Raw genomic sequence first — 18,174 nt, 5'->3', positions numbered from 1 at the left:
TCGATTCACCTTTCAATCTTCTATAACTCCTTATGCTAGTCTGGCTTGGCATCGTTTCTGCGGTGTGCTTATAAACGCATAAAAATCGACTTTACCCCACTGATAGCAAAAGGATCGTCTCGATGTCTAACAATCGCCCAGACTTGAGTAATGTGCTTTGGTACAACCAGCTTGGCATGCACGACGTTGACCGTGTTGGCGGTAAGAATGCCTCACTCGGTGAAATGATCACTAATCTTTCCGACCTTGGTGTTGCCGTACCCAATGGTTTTGCCACCACCGCCCAAGCCTTTAATGATTTTCTTGAGCAAAGCGGTGTCAACCAGCGCATTTATCAGTTACTCGATCAGACAGACGTTGACGATATTGCTCAACTGGCCAAGGCCGGAGCACAAATTCGCCAATGGGTCATTGATACTCCTTTCCACCCTGAATTTGAGCGTGAAATAACGCTGGCTTACCAGCAGTTATCTGAAGGTGAGCAAGAGGCATCATTTGCCGTGCGTTCCTCCGCCACAGCTGAAGATATGCCGGATGCTTCGTTTGCCGGCCAGCAGGAGACTTTCCTCAACGTTCAGGGCATTGACGCAGTCATGGTGGCAATCAAGCACGTTTTCGCCTCACTGTTTAATGACCGGGCAATCTCTTACCGTGTGCACCAGGGTTACGATCATCGTGGCGTAGCGCTTTCCGCCGGGGTGCAACGTATGGTGCGCTCCGATCTGGCCTCATCGGGTGTAATGTTTACTATTGATACCGAATCCGGCTTCGATCAGGTGGTTTTCATTACGTCTGCGTTAGGGCTGGGGGAAATGGTGGTTCAGGGGGCCGTTAACCCCGATGAGTTTTACGTCCACAAACCGACGCTGCTGAAAGGCAACCCGGCTATTGTGCGGCGCAATCTTGGCTCGAAGAAAATCCGTATGGTGTATGCACCGTCAAAGGACCATGGCAAACAGGTTCGTATTGAGGATGTGCCTGAGGCGCAGCGTAACCGTTTCTCTCTGACCGACGATGAAGTCCAATCTCTCGCCCATCAGGCGCTGCTGATCGAAAAACATTATGGCCGCCCGATGGATATCGAGTGGGCTAAAGATGGCCACACAGGAAAGTTGCTGATCGTGCAGGCTCGTCCGGAAACCGTGCGCTCTAATGAACAGGTAATGGAACGCTATCAACTCAATGGCAGCGGCAACGTGCTGGTGGAAGGGCGCGCCATTGGTCATCGTATTGGTGCCGGGCCGGTGAAAGTTATTCACGATATCGGCGAAATGGACCGTATCCTGCCGGGGGATGTATTGGTTACCGATATGACCGACCCGGATTGGGAGCCGATCATGAAAAAAGCGGCGGCTATCGTTACCAATCGCGGTGGGCGAACCTGTCATGCGGCGATTATTGCCCGTGAATTGGGGATCCCGGCGGTTGTTGGCTGCGGCCATGCTACCGAATTGCTGAAAGAGGGGCAGAAAGTCACTGTCTCATGTGCTGAAGGTGATACTGGTTTTGTTTACAGTGACATGCTGGAGTTCACCGTACAGAGTTCAGAAGTTAATGAGCTGCCGGAACTGCCGCTGAAGATCATGATGAACGTGGGTAACCCGGATCGCGCGTTTGACTTTGCCCGTTTACCGAATGAAGGGGTGGGCTTGGCCCGGCTGGAATTTATTATTAACCGTATGATCGGTGTGCACCCACGTGCTTTGCTCGAATTTGATCAACAGACGCCTGAACTGCAGGCGGAAATCAAGACGCTGATGCAGGGGTATGATGATCCAGTTGAATTCTATATTGGTCGTTTGACCGAAGGCATTGCCACACTGGGCGCAGCGTTCTGGCCGAAACGCGTTATCGTGCGTCTCTCCGACTTTAAATCCAATGAATACGCTAATCTGGTCTGTGGCGAGAAGTATGAGCCCCACGAAGAAAACCCGATGCTTGGCTTCCGTGGCGCTGGCCGTTATGTGGCCGATAGCTTCCGCGATTGTTTTGCCATGGAATGCGCGGCTATGAAACGCGTGCGCAATGACATGGGCCTGACCAACGTAGAGGTGATGGTTCCATTTGTTCGCACCGTTGCGCAAGCGGAGGCAGTAGTCGCTGAACTTGGGCGTCAAGGGCTGAAGCGTGGTGAGAACGGGTTAAAAGTGATCATGATGTGTGAAATCCCTTCCAACGCCTTGTTGGCCGATCAGTTCCTTGAGTATTTTGATGGTTTTTCTATTGGCTCCAACGACATGACACAGCTTACGCTAGGGTTGGATCGTGACTCTGGTGTGGTCTCTGAGCTGTTTGATGAGCGCAATGAGGCGGTAAAAGCGCTGCTTTCGATGGCTATTCAAGCTGCCAAGCGCCACGGCAAGTACGTTGGTATCTGCGGGCAGGGGCCGTCGGATCATGAGGATTTTGCCGAGTGGCTGATGGACCAGGGGATTGATAGTCTGTCGCTGAATCCAGATACGGTAGTGAAAACCTGGATTAATTTGTCCAAGAGAAAGTAAGTCGCTTGCAAGCGATTAAGTCAAATAAGCCGTCGATCAGTTGACGGCTTTTTGCTCTCTGTCGTAATCGACGATTACTGTTCCAACTCTTTTTCTATCTCTTCCGCATCGGTTACTGGCACAGGCGCTTGATTGACCCAAGCACTGAGCAAACGATAGGAAACCGCCAGCACGACCGGGCCAATAAACAGGCCAATCATACCGAATGCCAACAATCCTCCGATAACGCCAGACAGGATCAGAATCAATGGCAAGTCGGCACCCATTCGGATCAGCGCTGGCCGCAGGAAGTTATCCAGCGTGCCTACTACGCAGCTCCACACCAACAATACGGTGCCCCAGGTAGTCTCACCGCTCCAGTAAAGCCAGATAATTGCCGGGATCAATACCAGCAATGGCCCTAATTGCGCGACACAGAAAACGAACATTAATACCGTCAGCAAGGTGGCAGCAGGAATACCGGAAACCGCCAGACCAATGCCTCCCAGTACGGATTGCACCAATGCCGTGACGACCACGCCAAGCGCAACCGCGCGGATTGCTTGCCCACCCAGCACCACGGCGGCATCACCACGCGCTGCACCGAGGCGCACGGCAAAATGCCGTATGGCCATCGCCACCTGTTCGCCTCGGGCATACAGCAACGCACTGAACAACAACATCAATGCGCAGTGCACCAGAAAGCGGCCAATGTGCGCCGCCTGGGTGACAAACCAGGTTGCGGTCTGGCCAAAGTAGGGTTGTACTTTGGCAATCAGCGCGGTGCCCCCGGTGTTCACCAACAGATGGTAGCTGTTAAAAACGCGATCCCCAACCAACGGAATTGACCGCAACCATTCCAGATCCGGGATTTGGATCTTGCCCGGCTCGTTTACCCAGGCAACCATAGGAGCGCTGTTGTCAACAACGCTGCTGATCAGCAGCGCAATCGGCAGAACAAACAGTAGGAGGAGTAAAACGACCATAACCAGAACAGCCAGCGAACGGCGGCCCCAAAGCAGGTTCTGTATCTTGATCAATACTGGCCAGGTTGCAATTACCACCATGCCTGCCCAGGCAAAGCCAAGAATAAAGGGTTGGACTACCCAAAAACTGGCGACGATCATGATGGCAATAAACAGCACGCCAAAAATAATCGTGGGTAAGTCGTATCGGCGATCCGGTTGTGTCATGAATACGTTTTCATCCTATTTAAATTAAGTCCTTTGTACCCTTTTATCATGAAGGATTTTTGGCAACTTGCACAGTCGAACGCAGGTTTTACTGCAGGGCGCTTCTGTTGCCGCGACTTTGTGATAATGTGAAAGCCTTCACTAAAAAGAAGTTTGTTAGGGTGGGTCTGGATCCAGGCCTGATTAAGCAATTAAAAACTAAGTGCCTATCCCCATAGGCGAGACAGACAGGGTCAAAAAGCGAATGATCCCACAGATTTCTCAGACACCCGGCCTCGTTCAACGGGTGCTCGATTTTTTGGAAGCATTGAAACAGAACGGATTCAACGGCGATACTGCCACCAGCTATGCCGATCGTCTGACGATGGCGACGGATAACAGTATCTATCAACTCTTACCTGATGCGGTGGTATTTCCACGTTCAACTGGCGACGTGGCTTTACTTGCCCGCTTGGCTAATGAGGAACGCTTCAAGGCGCTGACTTTTAGCCCGAGAGGGGGCGGCACCGGCACCAATGGCCAGTCATTGAACAGCGGTATCGTGGTTGATATGTCGCGCTACATGAACCGCATCCTGGAAATTAACGTTGAACAGGGCTGGGTAAAAGTTGAAGCCGGGGTGATCAAAGATCAGCTTAATCAATATTTGAAGCCATTCGGTTATTTCTTCTCGCCAGAGCTTTCCACCAGTAACCGAGCCACGTTGGGCGGTATGATTAATACCGATGCATCTGGTCAGGGGTCATTGGTTTATGGCAAGACTTCTGATCACGTGCTTGGTTTGCGTGCAGTGTTGCTGGGCGGCGATATGATTGATACTCGCGCCATGCCAACGCTATTGGCGGAAACGATTGCTCAGGAGGATACGCCGGAAGGCCGAGTCTACGCAACGGTACTCAACCGTTGCCGCGACCAGCGAGCGCTGATCCTGGAGAAATTCCCCAAACTTAACCGATTCCTTACTGGTTATGATTTACGCCATGTGTTGAGTGACGATCTGCAAACTTTTGATCTGACGCGTATCCTGACTGGGGCAGAGGGAACTCTGGCCTTTATTACCGAGGCTCGGCTGGATATTACGCCATTGCCGAAGGTGCGCCGTCTGGTTAACGTAAAATACGATACCTTCGACTCAGCACTGCGGAATGCACCATTTATGGTGGAGGCCAAGGCGTTATCGGTTGAAACTATCGATTCAAAAGTACTTAATCTGGCCCGTGAAGATATTGTTTGGCATTCGGTCAGCGAATTGATCAGCAATGTGCCGGATAAAGAGATGCTCGGGCTGAACATCGTCGAATTTGCTGGTGATGATGAAGTATTGATCGACTCACAAATGGCTGCCCTTTGCCAACGACTGGATGAGCTGATTGCTACACAACAGTCAGGGGTGATTGGCTATCAGGTTTGTAGCGATCTCGGCGCTATTGAACGCATCTATTCGATGCGCAAAAAAGCGGTTGGGCTGTTAGGTAATGCCAAAGGGCAGGCTAAGCCGATCCCGTTTGCCGAAGATACCTGCGTGCCACCCCAACATCTGGCCGATTATATCGCGGAGTTCCGTCAACTGCTCGACAGCCATAAACTGAGCTATGGCATGTTTGGGCACGTTGATGCAGGCGTATTGCATGTGCGCCCGGCACTGGATATGTGCGACCCGCAGCAGGAAGTACTGATGAAGCAGCTCTCCGACCAGGTGGTTGCGCTGACGGCAAAATACGGCGGTTTGCTATGGGGCGAGCACGGTAAAGGTTTCCGTGCGGAATACAGCCCGGCTTTCTTTGGTGAAACCCTATATGAAGAATTGCGGCGCGTTAAGGCGGTGTTTGATCCCCATAATCGCCTGAACCCCGGCAAAATCTGCTCACCATTCGGGGTTGATGCGCCAATGATGCAAGTTGATGCGGTGAAGCGTGGCTCTTTTGACCGCCTTATTCCTATCGACATCCGCACCTCTTTCCGCGGCGCGATGGAGTGTAACGGCAACGGTCTGTGCTTTAACTTTGATGTGCGTAGCCCGATGTGTCCGTCGATGAAGATCACCGGTAATCGCATCCATTCCCCCAAAGGCCGAGCTGCTCTGGTTCGCGAATGGTTAAGATTGCTGGCAGAGCAGGGCGTCGATCCTGTTGCGCTGGAAAAACAACTGCCGCAACAACGCCTCAGTTTCCGCGATGTGATAGCCAAGACTCGTAACAGCTGGCGTGCCAACAAGGGGGAGTATGACTTTTCGCATGAAGTGAAAGAGGCGATGTCAGGCTGCCTTGCCTGTAAAGCCTGTTCAACACAGTGCCCAATCAAAATCGACGTGCCAGGTTTCCGCTCGCGCTTCCTGCAACTCTATCACACCCGGTATTTGCGCCCAGTGCGTGACTATATGGTTGCTGGGGTGGAAAGTTACACCCCGCTGATGGCAAAAGCGCCAAAGGTATTCAATTTCTTCTTTAAACAGTCGTGGGTGCGTGAATTGAGCCGTGCCAGCATTGGCATGGTGGATTTACCGCTGCTTTCCAGCCCGACTTTACGCCAGACGCTGGTCGGGCATAGCGCTTTTAACATGACGCTTGAACAGATTGAAACGCTCAGTGAAGCGCAACGCGAGCAATATGTGCTGGTGGTGCAGGATCCATTCACTAGCTATTACGATGCGCAGGTGGTGGCAGACTTTGTCCGGCTGGTAGAAAAGTTAGGTTATAAGCCGATCTTGTTGCCATTCTCGCCAAACGGCAAGGCACAGCACATCAAAGGGTTTCTGACACGCTTTGCCAAAACGGCACGTAAAACTGCTGATTTCCTTAATCGGGTAGCTAAGCTGGGTATGCCAATGGTTGGGGTAGATCCGGCGCTGGTGCTGTGTTACCGCGACGAGTATCAGGAGATCCTTGGCGATTCACGTGGTAATTTCCAGGTACAATTGGTGCACGAATGGTTGCAACCGTTGCTGGCAAAACGTGCGGAGCAACCTGTTGTGGGCGATAGCTGGTATCTGTTTGGCCATTGTACCGAAACAACCGCATTACCCGCCAGCGTTCAGCAATGGGCCACCATCTTTGCCCGTTTTGGGGCAAAACTGGAAAATGTGAGCGTAGGCTGTTGTGGTATGGCGGGGACTTACGGCCATGAAGCCAAGAACCAGCAAAATTCACTGGGTATTTATGAATTGTCCTGGCATCAGGCACTACAAAGTTTGCCACGGCAGCGCTGTCTGGCAACCGGTTATTCTTGCCGTAGCCAGGTAAAACGTATTGAGGGCAATGGCGTGCGACATCCGTTGCAGGCTCTTCTGGAGATCATTGAGTGAAGCTTTGGAAACGTGAAACAACGCTGGAACATCTTAACCAAACGGGTGAAGGATGCATGGTTGGCCATGTTGGTATCCAATTTACCCGTATGGAGGATGACTACCTGGAGGCAGTGATGCCGGTTGATAACCGGACTACGCAACCATTCGGTCTTTTGCACGGTGGTGCTTCGGTAGTACTGGCGGAGTCGATGGGCTCAATGGCGGGGTATCTGTGTACCGAAGGGGAGCAAAAAGTGGTTGGATTGGAGATTAATGCCAATCATATCCGAGCGGTCTTCAAAGGGCAGGTGCGCGGTGTTTGCCGAGCCTTGCACGTTGGCCGGCGCAATCAGGTCTGGCAGATAGAGATTTTCGACGATCGTGACCGCCTATGCTGTACCTCACGGTTGACTACCGCCGTGCTGGAATGATGAAAACCCGCAGGTTGACGCCTGCGGGGATTTTCATAGTTGAAAGGGTACCCGCTTTGCAAAGTCCTGCTGTAGTGCATTGGCTTTTTCCCACACGCCTTCCATCGAATATTTCTGGCAAATCAGCGTCAGCGAGTAGCGCGCAAAATGGTAGCTCTGAGCGCGAAACAACTGGCAGCGCTGAGAATTATTGATCTCAATGATCATTCTGTTATGCAGTTTGCTAAGAGCGAGCAGATAGCTTTCGTCATCACCATTTTCCAGACATAAATTAGCCAGAGCGAGGCTCACGTTGTTGTAATGTTTAAGATGGTTGAGGCTGCATTCTGGTCGCCTTAACGCCGTTTCTGCCATATAGAAATCTACGGTAGCATCACGCAGGCCGAACTTGTATTCATCAATTTTGCTGAGTAACCATGCTTTGATCGAAGTTTCCATCTGCTCCCCTTCCCATTTAAATCTAAATGATAATCATTATCATATTGACTAAAGAAGCAATGATCAATGGTTACGTGCGTTTTATGTTGCAGCGATGAGGCTTTGGTTGGGTAAAAATTCAACAGTGGCTAAACTTAAAACAGCAAAACGCATTTTTGAGACAGATTAAATAGTCAAATGGGTATTTTATATGAATGTTCAATGCGCGCAGTTCAAACCCTGTGCAATCCATCCAGACGATAATGACTCTCACTCGAGTCCGGATTGACCGTGGTAAAGCACAAGAGGGAGGTAAACCATATGCAAACGGAAAGTGTCGGTACTTTCTCTTTGAAAGAAAATGTCTGGCAAGGCATTTCGCTAAGTGACAGCGCCGTGCAACAGATAATCAAACTAATGCAGCAAGATCTGCAGGTTAAAGGGGTGCAGTTGGGGGTTAAGCAATCGGGCTGCGCTGGTTTTGCGTATGTGCTGGATCTGGTCAGTGAACCGGCTAGCGATGATTTGTTGTTTGAGCGGGGGGGCGCGAAGCTGTATGTACCCCTGAAAGCGATGCCGTTTATTGATGGTACTACGGTAGATTTCGTCCGCGAAGGGCTGAATCAGATGTTTAAATTTAACTGTCGTGCGGGCCATTTCGGCCAAGCGCAACGAACCCGACTGGATGCTGGAGTTTCGCTTGAAGGCGTATCATGCCTGGATGCAAATGGAGGAACCGCACTGGCTGAAAGCCCATTATGACAAGCTGAATTATCAGGATTATAGCTATTACTCGGCACCATCTTGCGGCCATTGTGATGATGCCTGTGGTTCTCAACCAGGGGCTGAACAACTACCCGGAGCATCAACGAGCTACCTGACCAGTGAAGTGGAACTGGCATTTAATCAGTTGGGGGTGCCGGTGCGTGAAGGGAGCGAGGTAGCGGTGGACGCTATTTTTGACTCGGTTTCCGTTGCCACCACCTACCGTGCAACCTTGGCAGAGAGCGGTGTGATTTTCTGCTCTCTCGGTGAGGCGATTCAGGAATATCCAGACCTGGTACGGCAATATTTAGGCCGAGTGGTGCCGCACAATGACAATTTTTTCGCGGCGCTCAATGCTGCGGTTGCCTCTGACGGCACCTTTGTATACGTACCAAAGGGCGTTCGTTGTCCTATGGAACTCTCAACCTATTTCCGTATCAATGCGGCAAAAACCGGTCAATTCGAACGAACGATCCTCATCGCCGATGAAGGAAGTTACGTTAGCTATATCGAGGGATGCTCTGCGCCAGTGCGTGACAGCTATCAACTGCATGCCGCTGTGGTGGAGGTGATCCTGCAAAAGGACGCTGAAGTAAAGTACTCAACGGTGCAAAACTGGTTCGCGGGCGATAGTACCAGCAAGGGGGGCATTCTTAACTTTGTCACCAAGCGTGCGCTATGCGAGGGGGCCGGTTCAAAAATGTCGTGGACACAGTCAGAAACCGGTTCAGCCATTACCTGGAAATATCCCAGCGTGATCTTGCAAGGTGATAACTCCATCGGTGAGTTTTTCTCTGTGGCGTTGACCAACGGCCATCAGCAGGCCGATACCGGTACCAAGATGATCCACATCGGTAAAAATACCAAATCGACCATTATTGCCAAAGGGATCTCCGCCGGGCACAGTCAGAATACCTACCGCGGGTTGGTCAAAATCCTTCCTGGCGCTGAAAACGCCCGCAACTTTACCCAGTGTGACTCCATGTTGATCGGGCCTGATAGTGGTGCTCATACTTTCCCCTATGTGGAGGCACGTAATAACAGTGCCCAGTTGGAGCATGAGGCAACAACCTCAAAGATTGGTGATGACCAATTGTTCTATTGCCGACAGCGGGGTATCAGTGAAGATGATGCTATCTCAATGTTCGTTAACGGCTTTTGTAAAGACGTGTTCTCAAAACTGCCACTCGAATTTGCTGTAGAGGCGCAGAAGCTGCTGGCTATCAGCCTGGAACACAGCGTTGGCTAAGCGCGAGGATGAATCACTCGGCAGCATGACCTGAGGATGCTCAATGTTAAACATCAAAGATTTGAAAGTGAGTGTGGAAGGTAATGAGATCCTCAAAGGGGTGAGTCTGGCAGTCAAACCTGGAGAAGTGCATGCCATTATGGGGCCTAATGGTTCAGGTAAGAGCACGCTTTCCGCCACGCTGGCCGGGCGTGAGGAGTATCAGGTTACTGCGGGCGAGGTGATTTTCAAGGGGCGTGATCTGTTGCAACAGGCTCCGGAAGATCGCGCGGGGGCCGGAGTATTTCTGGCATTCCAATATCCGGTGGAGATCCCCGGCGTCAGCAATCATTTCTTCCTGCATACCGCAGTAAATGCGGTGCGCAAATATCGTGGCCAGGAGTCACTTGATCGTTTTGACTTCGCGGACTTCATTGAGGACAAGATCAAACTTTTGGGTATGCCTGCCGACTTGCTGACGCGTTCGGTCAATGTCGGCTTTTCCGGCGGGGAAAAGAAACGTAACGATATCTTGCAAATGGCCGCACTGGAACCAGATTTATGCATTCTGGATGAGACTGACTCCGGGCTGGATATTGATGCGTTGAAGATCGTCGCCAACGGCATCAACTCACTGCGCGACGGCAAACGCGCTTTTATCATCGTGACTCACTATCAGCGCATTCTGGATCACATCATGCCGGATCATGTTCATGTTCTCTCCCAAGGGCGAATTATCAAATCCGGCGATTTCTCGTTGGTGAAACAGTTGGAGGAGCAGGGATATGGCTGGCTTGCTGACCAACATTAGTTCAGATGCGTTACAGCAGATGAAACGGCTGTTTGAAAGCCGTTGTGGTGCAGACTCAAAGCATGCGCTGGCGCACTGGCAGCAGGCTCTCCATCTTGGTTGGCCGACGCGTAAACATGAAAACTGGAAATATACCCCTCTGGAAGGTTTGCAGGAACTCAGCTTCTTGGCACCCTTGCTTGAGCCGCTTGATGCCGGTGAGTGTGACGCTTTAGCGTTAAAGATTGAGGCTTACCGCCTGGTGTTTATCGATGGGCATTTTTGCCCTCAATTAAGTGATGGTGATCTTGGCGATTACCGGCTGGAACTGGCAGACAGCGATCTACAAGCGGTGCTACCGGAGCCTATTCAGCCAGAGTTCTTCCTGCATTTAACCGAAAGCCTGGCGCTGGAAACCAGCTTTATTCGCTTGCCTGCGGGCAAAGTGGCGGCTAAACCGCTTTATATGCTGCATATCAGCCGTGGGCGTGAGTATGGCAGCGAATTGAATGCCGTGAATCATCGACATCATCTGGCGGTTGGAACTGGCGCGCAGGCAGAGGTCATCGAACATTATGTCAGCCTGGGTGAAACTGCACACTTTACCGGTTCACGCCTGACCATCGACGTTGGCGACAATGCAGAATTGCGTCATTACAAATTGGCGTTCGAAAACCAGGCAAGCTATCACTTTGCTCACAATGATTTGCGGATTGGCCGCGATGCTCGGGTCAAAAGTGATAGTTTCTTGCTAGGGGCCGGGCTGACACGGCATAACACCAGCGCTCAGTTGAACGGGGAAGGTGCCAATCTGAACATCAATAGCCTGGTATTGCCCGTAGACAAAGAAATATGTGATACCCGAAGCTATGTGGAGCATAACAAAGGCTATTGCGTGAGCCGCCAGTTACATAAAACTGTGGTAAGCGATCGGGCCAAAGCCGTCTTTAATGGCGCAATCAAAGTCGCTCAGCACGCAATTAAAACCGATGGGCAGATGACAAACAATAATCTGTTGCTGGGGAAAGTGGCCGAAGTTGATACCAAACCGCAGTTGGAAATTTACGCTGATGACGTTAAATGCAGCCACGGAGCCACTGTAGGCCGTATCGACGAAGAACAACTGTTCTACCTGCAATCAAGGGGGATCAGCAAAAACTCGGCGCAACAGATGATCATTTTCGCCTTTGCGGCTGAACTGACCGAAGGTATTGCCGAAAATCTCATCCGCGAACGCGTGCTGGCTCGTATCACTGAGCGTTTGCCCCTGCAGGGGGATTTATGAGTTTTCCCATAGAACGAGTACGTCGCGATTTTCCGCTGTTGGCCCGAAAGGTCAACGGACAACCGCTGGTTTATCTCGATAGCGCGGCCAGCGCGCAGAAACCTCAGCGGGTTATTGATCGTGAATTAGGTTTTTATCGTCATGGTTATGCTGCAGTGCATCGTGGCATCCACACCTTGAGTGCCGAAGCCACACAGCAGATGGAGGCGGTACGCCTGCAGGTTGCACAATTTATCAATGCAGCATCTGCCGAAGAGATTGTGTTTGTGAAAGGCACCACGGAAGGTATCAATCTGATCGCCAACAGCTTTGGCCGCCATTTACTGGTGCCGGGTGACAGCATTATTATCACGGAGATGGAACATCACGCCAATATCGTGCCTTGGCAAATGCTGGCACTTGAGCGCGGTATTCAGTTGCGTATCTGGCCACTACAACAAGATGGAACCTTGGACCTAGCCCAGTTGCCAGGTTTGATCGACTCGTCTACCAAGCTGTTGGCGATCACTCAGGTTTCTAATGTGCTAGGTACAGTGAACTCATTAAGTGACATTATTCCTGTAGCCAAGGCTGCTGGGCTGAAGGTGTTGGTTGATGGTGCTCAGGCTGTTATGCATCAGCGCATTGACGTGCAGGAACTCGGTTGTGATTTCTACGTGTTCTCCGGTCATAAACTCTATGGGCCTAGTGGGATCGGCATTCTGTACGGCAGGCTACCCTTGCTGGAGCAAATGCCGCCGTGGGAAGGCGGCGGGGCAATGATCCAACATGTCAGCCTGACGGATGGGACTACGTTCGCTGCACCGCCTTGGCGTTTTGAAGCCGGTTCACCCAATACCGCGGGGATAATGGGCCTCGGGGCTGCTATTGATTACGTAAATACGCTGGGGCTGGATGCCATCCAGGATTATGAACAATCTTTGATGCAGTACGCGCTAGAAGTATTGCCTCAGGTCCCAACGCTGAAAATATACGGGCCGGTGAAACGTTCTGGCGTGATTGCCTTTAACCTTGGTGCTCATCATGCCTACGATGTGGGCAGCTTCCTGGATCAATATGGTATTGCTATTCGCACCGGGCACCATTGCGCGATGCCGCTAATGTCCTTCTACAAAGTGCCCAGTATGTGTCGGGCATCATTGGCACTTTACAATACGCACGAAGAGGTGGATCGGTTAGCGACTGGTTTGCAACGTATCCACACCTTGTTAGGCTGATATTCAGCATCTGATGGCAAGTTTGATGCCCTGTAGCATTCAAGTTAGCCTTGAAACACGCAAAGGGATTCATTCGAGGGAACACCATGGTGAATTTGCCGGATAAAGATAAATTGGTACGCAACTTCAGCCGCTGCTTGAACTGGGAGGAAAAGTACCTGTACCTGATTGAACTGGGGGGCAAATTACCGCCACTCGAAGACGCTGAGCGACGGGCGGAAAATGCCATAAGCGGTTGCCAGAGTCAGGTATGGGTACTAATGACCAAAGAGAGTGAAGGGCGGGTGGCGTTTCGTGGCGACAGTGATACGGTAATAGTAAAAGGATTGCTGGCGGTCGTGTTCATTCTGTATGACTCGCTTACGCCGCGCCAGGTTATCGAGCTGGATGTACGCCCTTTCTTCTCAGAGTTAGCGTTGAACCAGCATTTAACACCTTCCCGCACGCAGGGGTTGGAAGCGATGATCCGTACTATTCGCGCTAGAGCAGTCAGTCTTCAATGACTCATCTTGTCATCGGGGGTTCGTGAGTGGTGATGATTGTCAGCGAGCCTTTACAATCCAGCCAAAACTCCCCGCTTTATAAACCAATTTATCGGCATTTCAGCGAGTTAGTCATTGACGTACCCTTGACAATCAAAGGTATTAATTGCGTTATAACATGTTGATTTTTAGACAACTTATTGCCTTTGACCGGGTTCTTGCTACTATTGATGAGAAAGTGTCTGATTTACCTACCTGCAAGTGCGCCATAGCCTTGCAATGAACTGTAATATGAATAGGGATGAGAATGAAACGTGCGTTGACTTTAGTGGGGATGTTATTCGCCACCGTACTGGCAGGGACTCAAACTGCCCGTGCGACCGAGTACCCGTTGCCACCGCCAGGTAGCCGTCTGATTGGTGAAAATACCATCTACAACGTGCCAAATGATGGCCGTTCACTGGAAGCCATAGCTGCCGATTATCAAATTGGTTTGTTGGGGATGCTGGAAGCCAACCCAGGTATCGACCCTTATCTGCCAAACCCCGGTTCTGCACTGACGATCCCATCGCAGATGTTGTTACCAGAGACCCCTCATGAAGGTATCGTAGTGAATCTGGCCGAACTGCGCCTTTACTACTATCCAAAAGGTGAAGATAAAGTAATCGTCTATCCGATTGGTATTGGCCAGACGGGTATGCATACGCCACTGAAGGTCACTTCGGTTAGCCAGAAAATCCCCAATCCTACCTGGACGCCAACGGCCAACATCCGTAAACGCTACCTGGCAGAGGGCGTTACCCTACCAGCGGTGATACCAGCAGGCCCTGAAAACCCGATGGGGCTGTTCGCTATGCGTCTGGCGATGGGGCATGGTGAGTATCTGATCCACGGCACCAATGCGAATTTTGGTATTGGTATGCGGGTCAGTTCTGGTTGTATCCGTCTGCGGCCGGACGACATTGAAGAGTTGTTCAATAAGGTTCCGCAAGGAACCAGGGTGCAGATTATCAATGAGCCAGTGAAAATATCCGTTGAGCCGGATGGTAAACGTTATGTAGAAGTACACCAGCCGTTATCGAGAACAGCCAATGACGATCCGCAGACGATGCCTATTGCACTTTCTAAAACTCAGAAATTGTTTGCGGGAGATGAGCTGACTGACAAAACCGTGTTCGACAGCGCCATGGTAAGGCGTTCAGGCATGCCAGTGCTGGTCAATGTAGGGCAAGCACCTTCCGAGGCGCCAATGACCGCTACAGAGCCTCAGAGCGATAGTGATACTGCTGCTGGCGGAGCACCGATCAGCTCGGTGAATTAAAAACGGCTGCTAAGCCGACCAAGAATGGGTCCAGCCTTGTGCTGGACTTTTTTTTGGTGCCGCACGGCGGTGATGGAAAATGTGGACGCTGAGGGCTCTGAAATTTGGGCAAAAAAAAACGGTGCACAAGGTGCACCGTTTTAATAACCTAAGCTATCTTACTTTTTGTAAGCTTGAGCTTGGTTGTCCAGACGCTGGTTAGCGCGCGCTGCGTCATCTTTAGCTGCTTGAACGTCAGAACGGATTGCGTTCACGTCGTTGCTCAGCTGATCAACTTTTGCGTTCAGAGTCTGAACGTCAGAAGACAGTTGATCCATTTTAGCAGTGCTTGAGCAACCAGCCAGCATAGTAGAAGCCAGGATTACCGCGCCCAGTACCAGTTTAGTACGATTCATTATAACACCCTCTAGATTGAGTTAATCTCCATGTAGCGTTACAAGTATTACACAAACTTTTTTCGAAAGAGAATAATTTTTTTGTATTAGTGCCCTTTATTTTGATCGTTCGCTCAAACTTACACCTTCTTTTACAAAATAGTTAAAAAAACGAGGGAAAACAGCCTGATTCCATGGGACTAGTCTCAATTGGAATTAGCTAAATAATGAGCAGTTAATGGTTGCCTTTTCGGAAAATAGGTTGTAGTGAAAAAAAAAACGCCGCTAGGCGACGTTTTGAACAGTGAATAGGTGTCGCGTTTATTTATTACAGCACATGAACTGATGCTGTATTGGTGGTCCCACTTGGAACTAATGCACCAGAAACCATTACGACGACATCGCCTTTTTGTGCAAGGCCACTTGCCAATGCGGCTTCTTTACCAATACGGTAGAAATCGTCGGTAGAAGCAATTTCTTTGACTATCTGAGTAACAATACCCTTGCTGAGGATCAACTGACGCGCAGTGGTTTCGTTGGTAGTCAGGGCCAAAATGACGGCGTTAGGGAAATATTTACGTACCGACTTTGCAGACTTACCGCCGCTGGTGGCCACAACAATCAATGGAGCATCCAATTTCTCTGCCGTTTCAACCGCGCCACGACATACCGCTTCGGTAATACGCAGTTTGCGGTTATCGTGCACGGCATCAATGCGGCTAGGCATCACGCGATCGGTACGCTCACAAATGGTTGCCATGATGGTAACAGCTTCCAACGGGTATTTACCCTTGGCGCTCTCGCCGGACAACATAACTGCGTCGGTGCCGTCGAGGATAGCATTAGCAACGTCCCCAGCTTCTGCGCGGGTAGGGCGCGGGTTCTTGATCATCGAATCCAGCATTTGGGTGGCGGTGATAACCACTTTACGTGCACGGTTACATTTCTCGATCATCATTTTCTGCGCGAAGATAACTTCTTCTACCGGAATTTCCACACCCAGATCGCCACGAGCAACCATGATGCCGTCTGACGCATCAAGGATTTCATCAAAATTGTTCAGGCCTTCCTGATTTTCAATTTTAGAGATGATCTGAATGTTTTCGCCACCATGGGCTTTCAGATGCTCACGGATTTCCAACACATCGGAACGCTTACGGATAAAGGAGGCAGCAACAAAGTCTACGCCTTGTTCACAACCAAAGATCAGGTCAAGTTTGTCTTTCTCTGCCAGCGCAGGTAACTGAATGGAAACACCAGGTAGGTTAACGCCTTTGTTCTCACCTAGATCACCGTTGTTCAGTACCTTACAAACCACTTCGCTTTCCGTTACCGCAGTAACTTCCATACCAATCAGGCCGTCATCAACCAGCACCGTATTGCCCACTTTTAGGTCAGCAGTAAAGCCAGGATAGGTCACAGCAACGCGTTCTTTGTTGCCAATGACGCTTTGATCGGTAGTAAAAGTGAACGTCTGGCCAGCGATCAATGATGCATCTACGCCACCTTCCAGTTTCATGGTCCGAATTTCAGGGCCTTTGGTGTCCAGCAGGATGCCCGCAGTTCTTCCTGTTTTTGCCATCACGGCGCGCATGTTCTTGATGCGGTTACCGTGCTCTTCATAATCGCCATGGGAGAAGTTAAGGCGCATTACGTTCATGCCAGCGTTCAGCAGGCTGGTCAGCATTTCTTCTGACTCGGTTTTAGGGCCGATAGTACAAACAATTTTGGTCTTTTTCATGACGATTTTTTCTGCAAGTTGTGATGGAAAATAAAACGAACGGTACCGAGGATCAAACCATCGGTAAGGGATTTGAGCTGTGCCTGGTAATGCAAAACATAGTTAAGGATAGGTGACCACAGTCTAAATGGTGTGGAAAAATTCGGCCTGCGCCCGAATGCGGGTATGCTGCGCAAAAAAAAGAGATGAGGATTTGCTGTTATTGCGTTTTCGCAGATCAAGGGCTGAAACCATTCAACTGAAAGACGTTGCGCATTATAAAGGCTCTATGGCGGGAAACAAAACAAAAAACCGTTCTGTATGGCAGGTTTAATCATTACCGGGGTAAATGTGGCGCAAATGAAAACTGTTGGTATAGGTTTGTTGCGCAAATGGCATTTATGTAAGCCATTATCTTAACAGCTTGCAGATAATATTGCCAAAATAGGGGGTTAGCTATTTTTGCGGAATTTCTAGCAGGCTACCTTCTGCAAGACAGAAACAGCCAAATAAAGTCGCCGCAGGAATGCTCAGCGTTTCCCCAGCGAAAAGAATATGCATGTCGTTGCCGAGAGTGAACTCAAACTCACCAGAGAGGACACGGACTTGCTGTGGGGCGGGCAATTTGTGCAATTGGCCGAACGCACCTGTCTCGAACTTCACCTCGCTTGCACGGGAATTATCACTCATTCGCCCTTGGCGACTGGCAATGCCGTTGCCGAGATCTTTAAACGGACATTCAGCTGTAAATACCAACATCAAAGTTATCTCCGAAGAATTGTCCCGACCGTGTCTGATGCATGTTGCTCATATCGCTGCGTATTTACTTGATAAAGGTCTGTTGAAGGAAGATAGGAACAAAAGAGTTGAAATAAAGAATTGGTGCGTCCGAATGGACTCGAACCATCGACCCCCACCATGTCAAGGTGGTGCTCTAACCAACTGAGCTACGGACGCACTGAACTGCTTCAGGAATTTGGTGCGTCCGAATGGACTCGAACCATCGACCCCCACCATGTCAAGGTGGTGCTCTAACCAACTGAGCTACGGACGCATCTTTTTCCTGTCTGTCATGGCTGACAGCGGGGACGAATATTAACGAGCTCCCCGCTCGCTGGCAAGGGGAAAAACACAATTTTTGTTGGTATTTCACGTGATTGCTGAGCTTATGTGCAGTAAGGCGTTTTT

At 50.4% G+C, this 18,174-nt stretch carries 13 protein-coding genes, 2 tRNA genes and 2 pseudogenes; 10 read left to right on the top strand and 7 right to left on the bottom strand.

Annotated elements, in window-relative coordinates; all coding sequences use genetic code 11:
- Nucleotides 1–122: 122 nt before the first annotated feature.
- Nucleotides 123–2,501, top strand: a complete 2,379-nt coding sequence (gene ppsA, locus SAQUA_RS12400; RefSeq protein WP_380675309.1) for a phosphoenolpyruvate synthase — start codon at nt 123–125, stop codon at nt 2,499–2,501.
- A 74-nt stretch (nt 2,502–2,575) separates the two neighbouring features.
- On the opposite strand, the gene ydiK is transcribed toward ppsA, so the two are convergent.
- Nucleotides 2,576–3,673 (bottom strand): AI-2E family transporter YdiK, encoded by a 1,098-nt coding sequence (ydiK, locus tag SAQUA_RS12395; RefSeq protein ID WP_380675307.1) that lies wholly within the window; start codon nt 3,671–3,673, stop codon nt 2,576–2,578.
- A 244-nt stretch (nt 3,674–3,917) separates the two neighbouring features.
- Here ydiK and SAQUA_RS12390 point away from each other — a divergent pair, with 244 nt between their 5' ends.
- Complete coding sequence (locus SAQUA_RS12390; RefSeq protein ID WP_380675305.1) at nt 3,918–6,974, top strand: FAD-binding and (Fe-S)-binding domain-containing protein; 3,057 nt, start codon at nt 3,918–3,920, stop codon at nt 6,972–6,974.
- On the top strand, nt 6,971–7,387 hold the full coding sequence (gene menI / locus SAQUA_RS12385; RefSeq protein WP_380675303.1) for a 1,4-dihydroxy-2-naphthoyl-CoA hydrolase: 417 nt from the start codon (nt 6,971–6,973) through the stop codon (nt 7,385–7,387). Before SAQUA_RS12390 ends, menI begins: the two co-directional genes overlap by 4 nt.
- Before the next feature lie 33 nt (nt 7,388–7,420).
- On the opposite strand, the gene SAQUA_RS12380 is transcribed toward menI, so the two are convergent.
- Nucleotides 7,421–7,825, bottom strand: a complete 405-nt coding sequence (locus SAQUA_RS12380; protein ID WP_380675301.1) for a hypothetical protein — start codon at nt 7,823–7,825, stop codon at nt 7,421–7,423.
- A gap of 300 nt (nt 7,826–8,125) precedes the next feature.
- Here SAQUA_RS12380 and sufA point away from each other — a divergent pair.
- The 7 genes and pseudogenes from sufA to SAQUA_RS12345 form a co-directional block, all read left to right on the top strand.
- Nucleotides 8,126–8,446: pseudogene (sufA, locus tag SAQUA_RS12375) on the top strand (Fe-S cluster assembly scaffold SufA); the annotation flags it as partial.
- Nucleotides 8,436–9,818: pseudogene (gene sufB / locus SAQUA_RS12370) on the top strand (Fe-S cluster assembly protein SufB); the annotation flags it as partial. The pseudogenes sufA and sufB, both read left to right, overlap by 11 nt.
- Nucleotides 9,819–9,861: 43 nt before the next feature.
- Nucleotides 9,862–10,608: a Fe-S cluster assembly ATPase SufC gene (gene sufC / locus SAQUA_RS12365; protein ID WP_380675299.1), complete on the top strand. Its 747-nt coding sequence runs from the start codon at nt 9,862–9,864 to the stop codon at nt 10,606–10,608.
- Nucleotides 10,583–11,872 (top strand): Fe-S cluster assembly protein SufD, encoded by a 1,290-nt coding sequence (sufD, locus tag SAQUA_RS12360; protein ID WP_380675297.1) that lies wholly within the window; start codon nt 10,583–10,585, stop codon nt 11,870–11,872. The genes sufC and sufD overlap by 26 nt, the downstream gene beginning before the upstream one ends.
- Nucleotides 11,869–13,089 (top strand): cysteine desulfurase SufS, encoded by a 1,221-nt coding sequence (sufS, locus tag SAQUA_RS12355; RefSeq protein ID WP_380675295.1) that lies wholly within the window; start codon nt 11,869–11,871, stop codon nt 13,087–13,089. The genes sufD and sufS overlap by 4 nt, the downstream gene beginning before the upstream one ends.
- An 86-nt stretch (nt 13,090–13,175) precedes the next feature.
- On the top strand, nt 13,176–13,592 hold the full coding sequence (gene sufE, locus SAQUA_RS12350) for a cysteine desulfuration protein SufE (protein ID WP_380675293.1): 417 nt from the start codon (nt 13,176–13,178) through the stop codon (nt 13,590–13,592).
- Nucleotides 13,593–13,878: 286 nt separating this feature from the next.
- Nucleotides 13,879–14,892, top strand: a complete 1,014-nt coding sequence (locus SAQUA_RS12345; RefSeq protein WP_380675291.1) for a L,D-transpeptidase family protein — start codon at nt 13,879–13,881, stop codon at nt 14,890–14,892.
- A gap of 158 nt (nt 14,893–15,050) precedes the next feature.
- Here the strand turns inward: SAQUA_RS12345 and SAQUA_RS12340 are convergent, their stop codons facing one another.
- The 5 genes from SAQUA_RS12340 to SAQUA_RS12320 form a co-directional block, all read right to left on the bottom strand.
- Nucleotides 15,051–15,287, bottom strand: coding sequence for a major outer membrane lipoprotein (locus SAQUA_RS12340; protein WP_380675289.1), 237 nt, complete (start codon nt 15,285–15,287; stop codon nt 15,051–15,053).
- Nucleotides 15,288–15,594: 307 nt separating this feature from the next.
- The gene (pykF, locus tag SAQUA_RS12335; RefSeq protein ID WP_380675287.1) at nt 15,595–17,007 is read right to left on the bottom strand and encodes a pyruvate kinase PykF; all 1,413 of its coding nucleotides are present in this window, start codon (nt 17,005–17,007) and stop codon (nt 15,595–15,597) included.
- A gap of 435 nt (nt 17,008–17,442) precedes the next feature.
- Nucleotides 17,443–17,745 (bottom strand): cupin, encoded by a 303-nt coding sequence (locus tag SAQUA_RS12330; protein ID WP_380675285.1) that lies wholly within the window; start codon nt 17,743–17,745, stop codon nt 17,443–17,445.
- 121 nt (nt 17,746–17,866) lie between these two features.
- A tRNA-Val gene (locus SAQUA_RS12325) sits at nt 17,867–17,943 on the bottom strand.
- 20 nt (nt 17,944–17,963) lie between these two features.
- A tRNA-Val gene (locus tag SAQUA_RS12320) sits at nt 17,964–18,040 on the bottom strand.
- Nucleotides 18,041–18,174 lie beyond the last annotated feature (134 nt).

Origin of the sequence: Serratia aquatilis (assembly GCF_044865145.1) — a bacterium.
GTDB lineage: Bacteria > Pseudomonadota > Gammaproteobacteria > Enterobacterales > Enterobacteriaceae > Chania > Chania aquatilis.
This window is presented reverse-complemented; position numbering and strand designations above follow the sequence as displayed.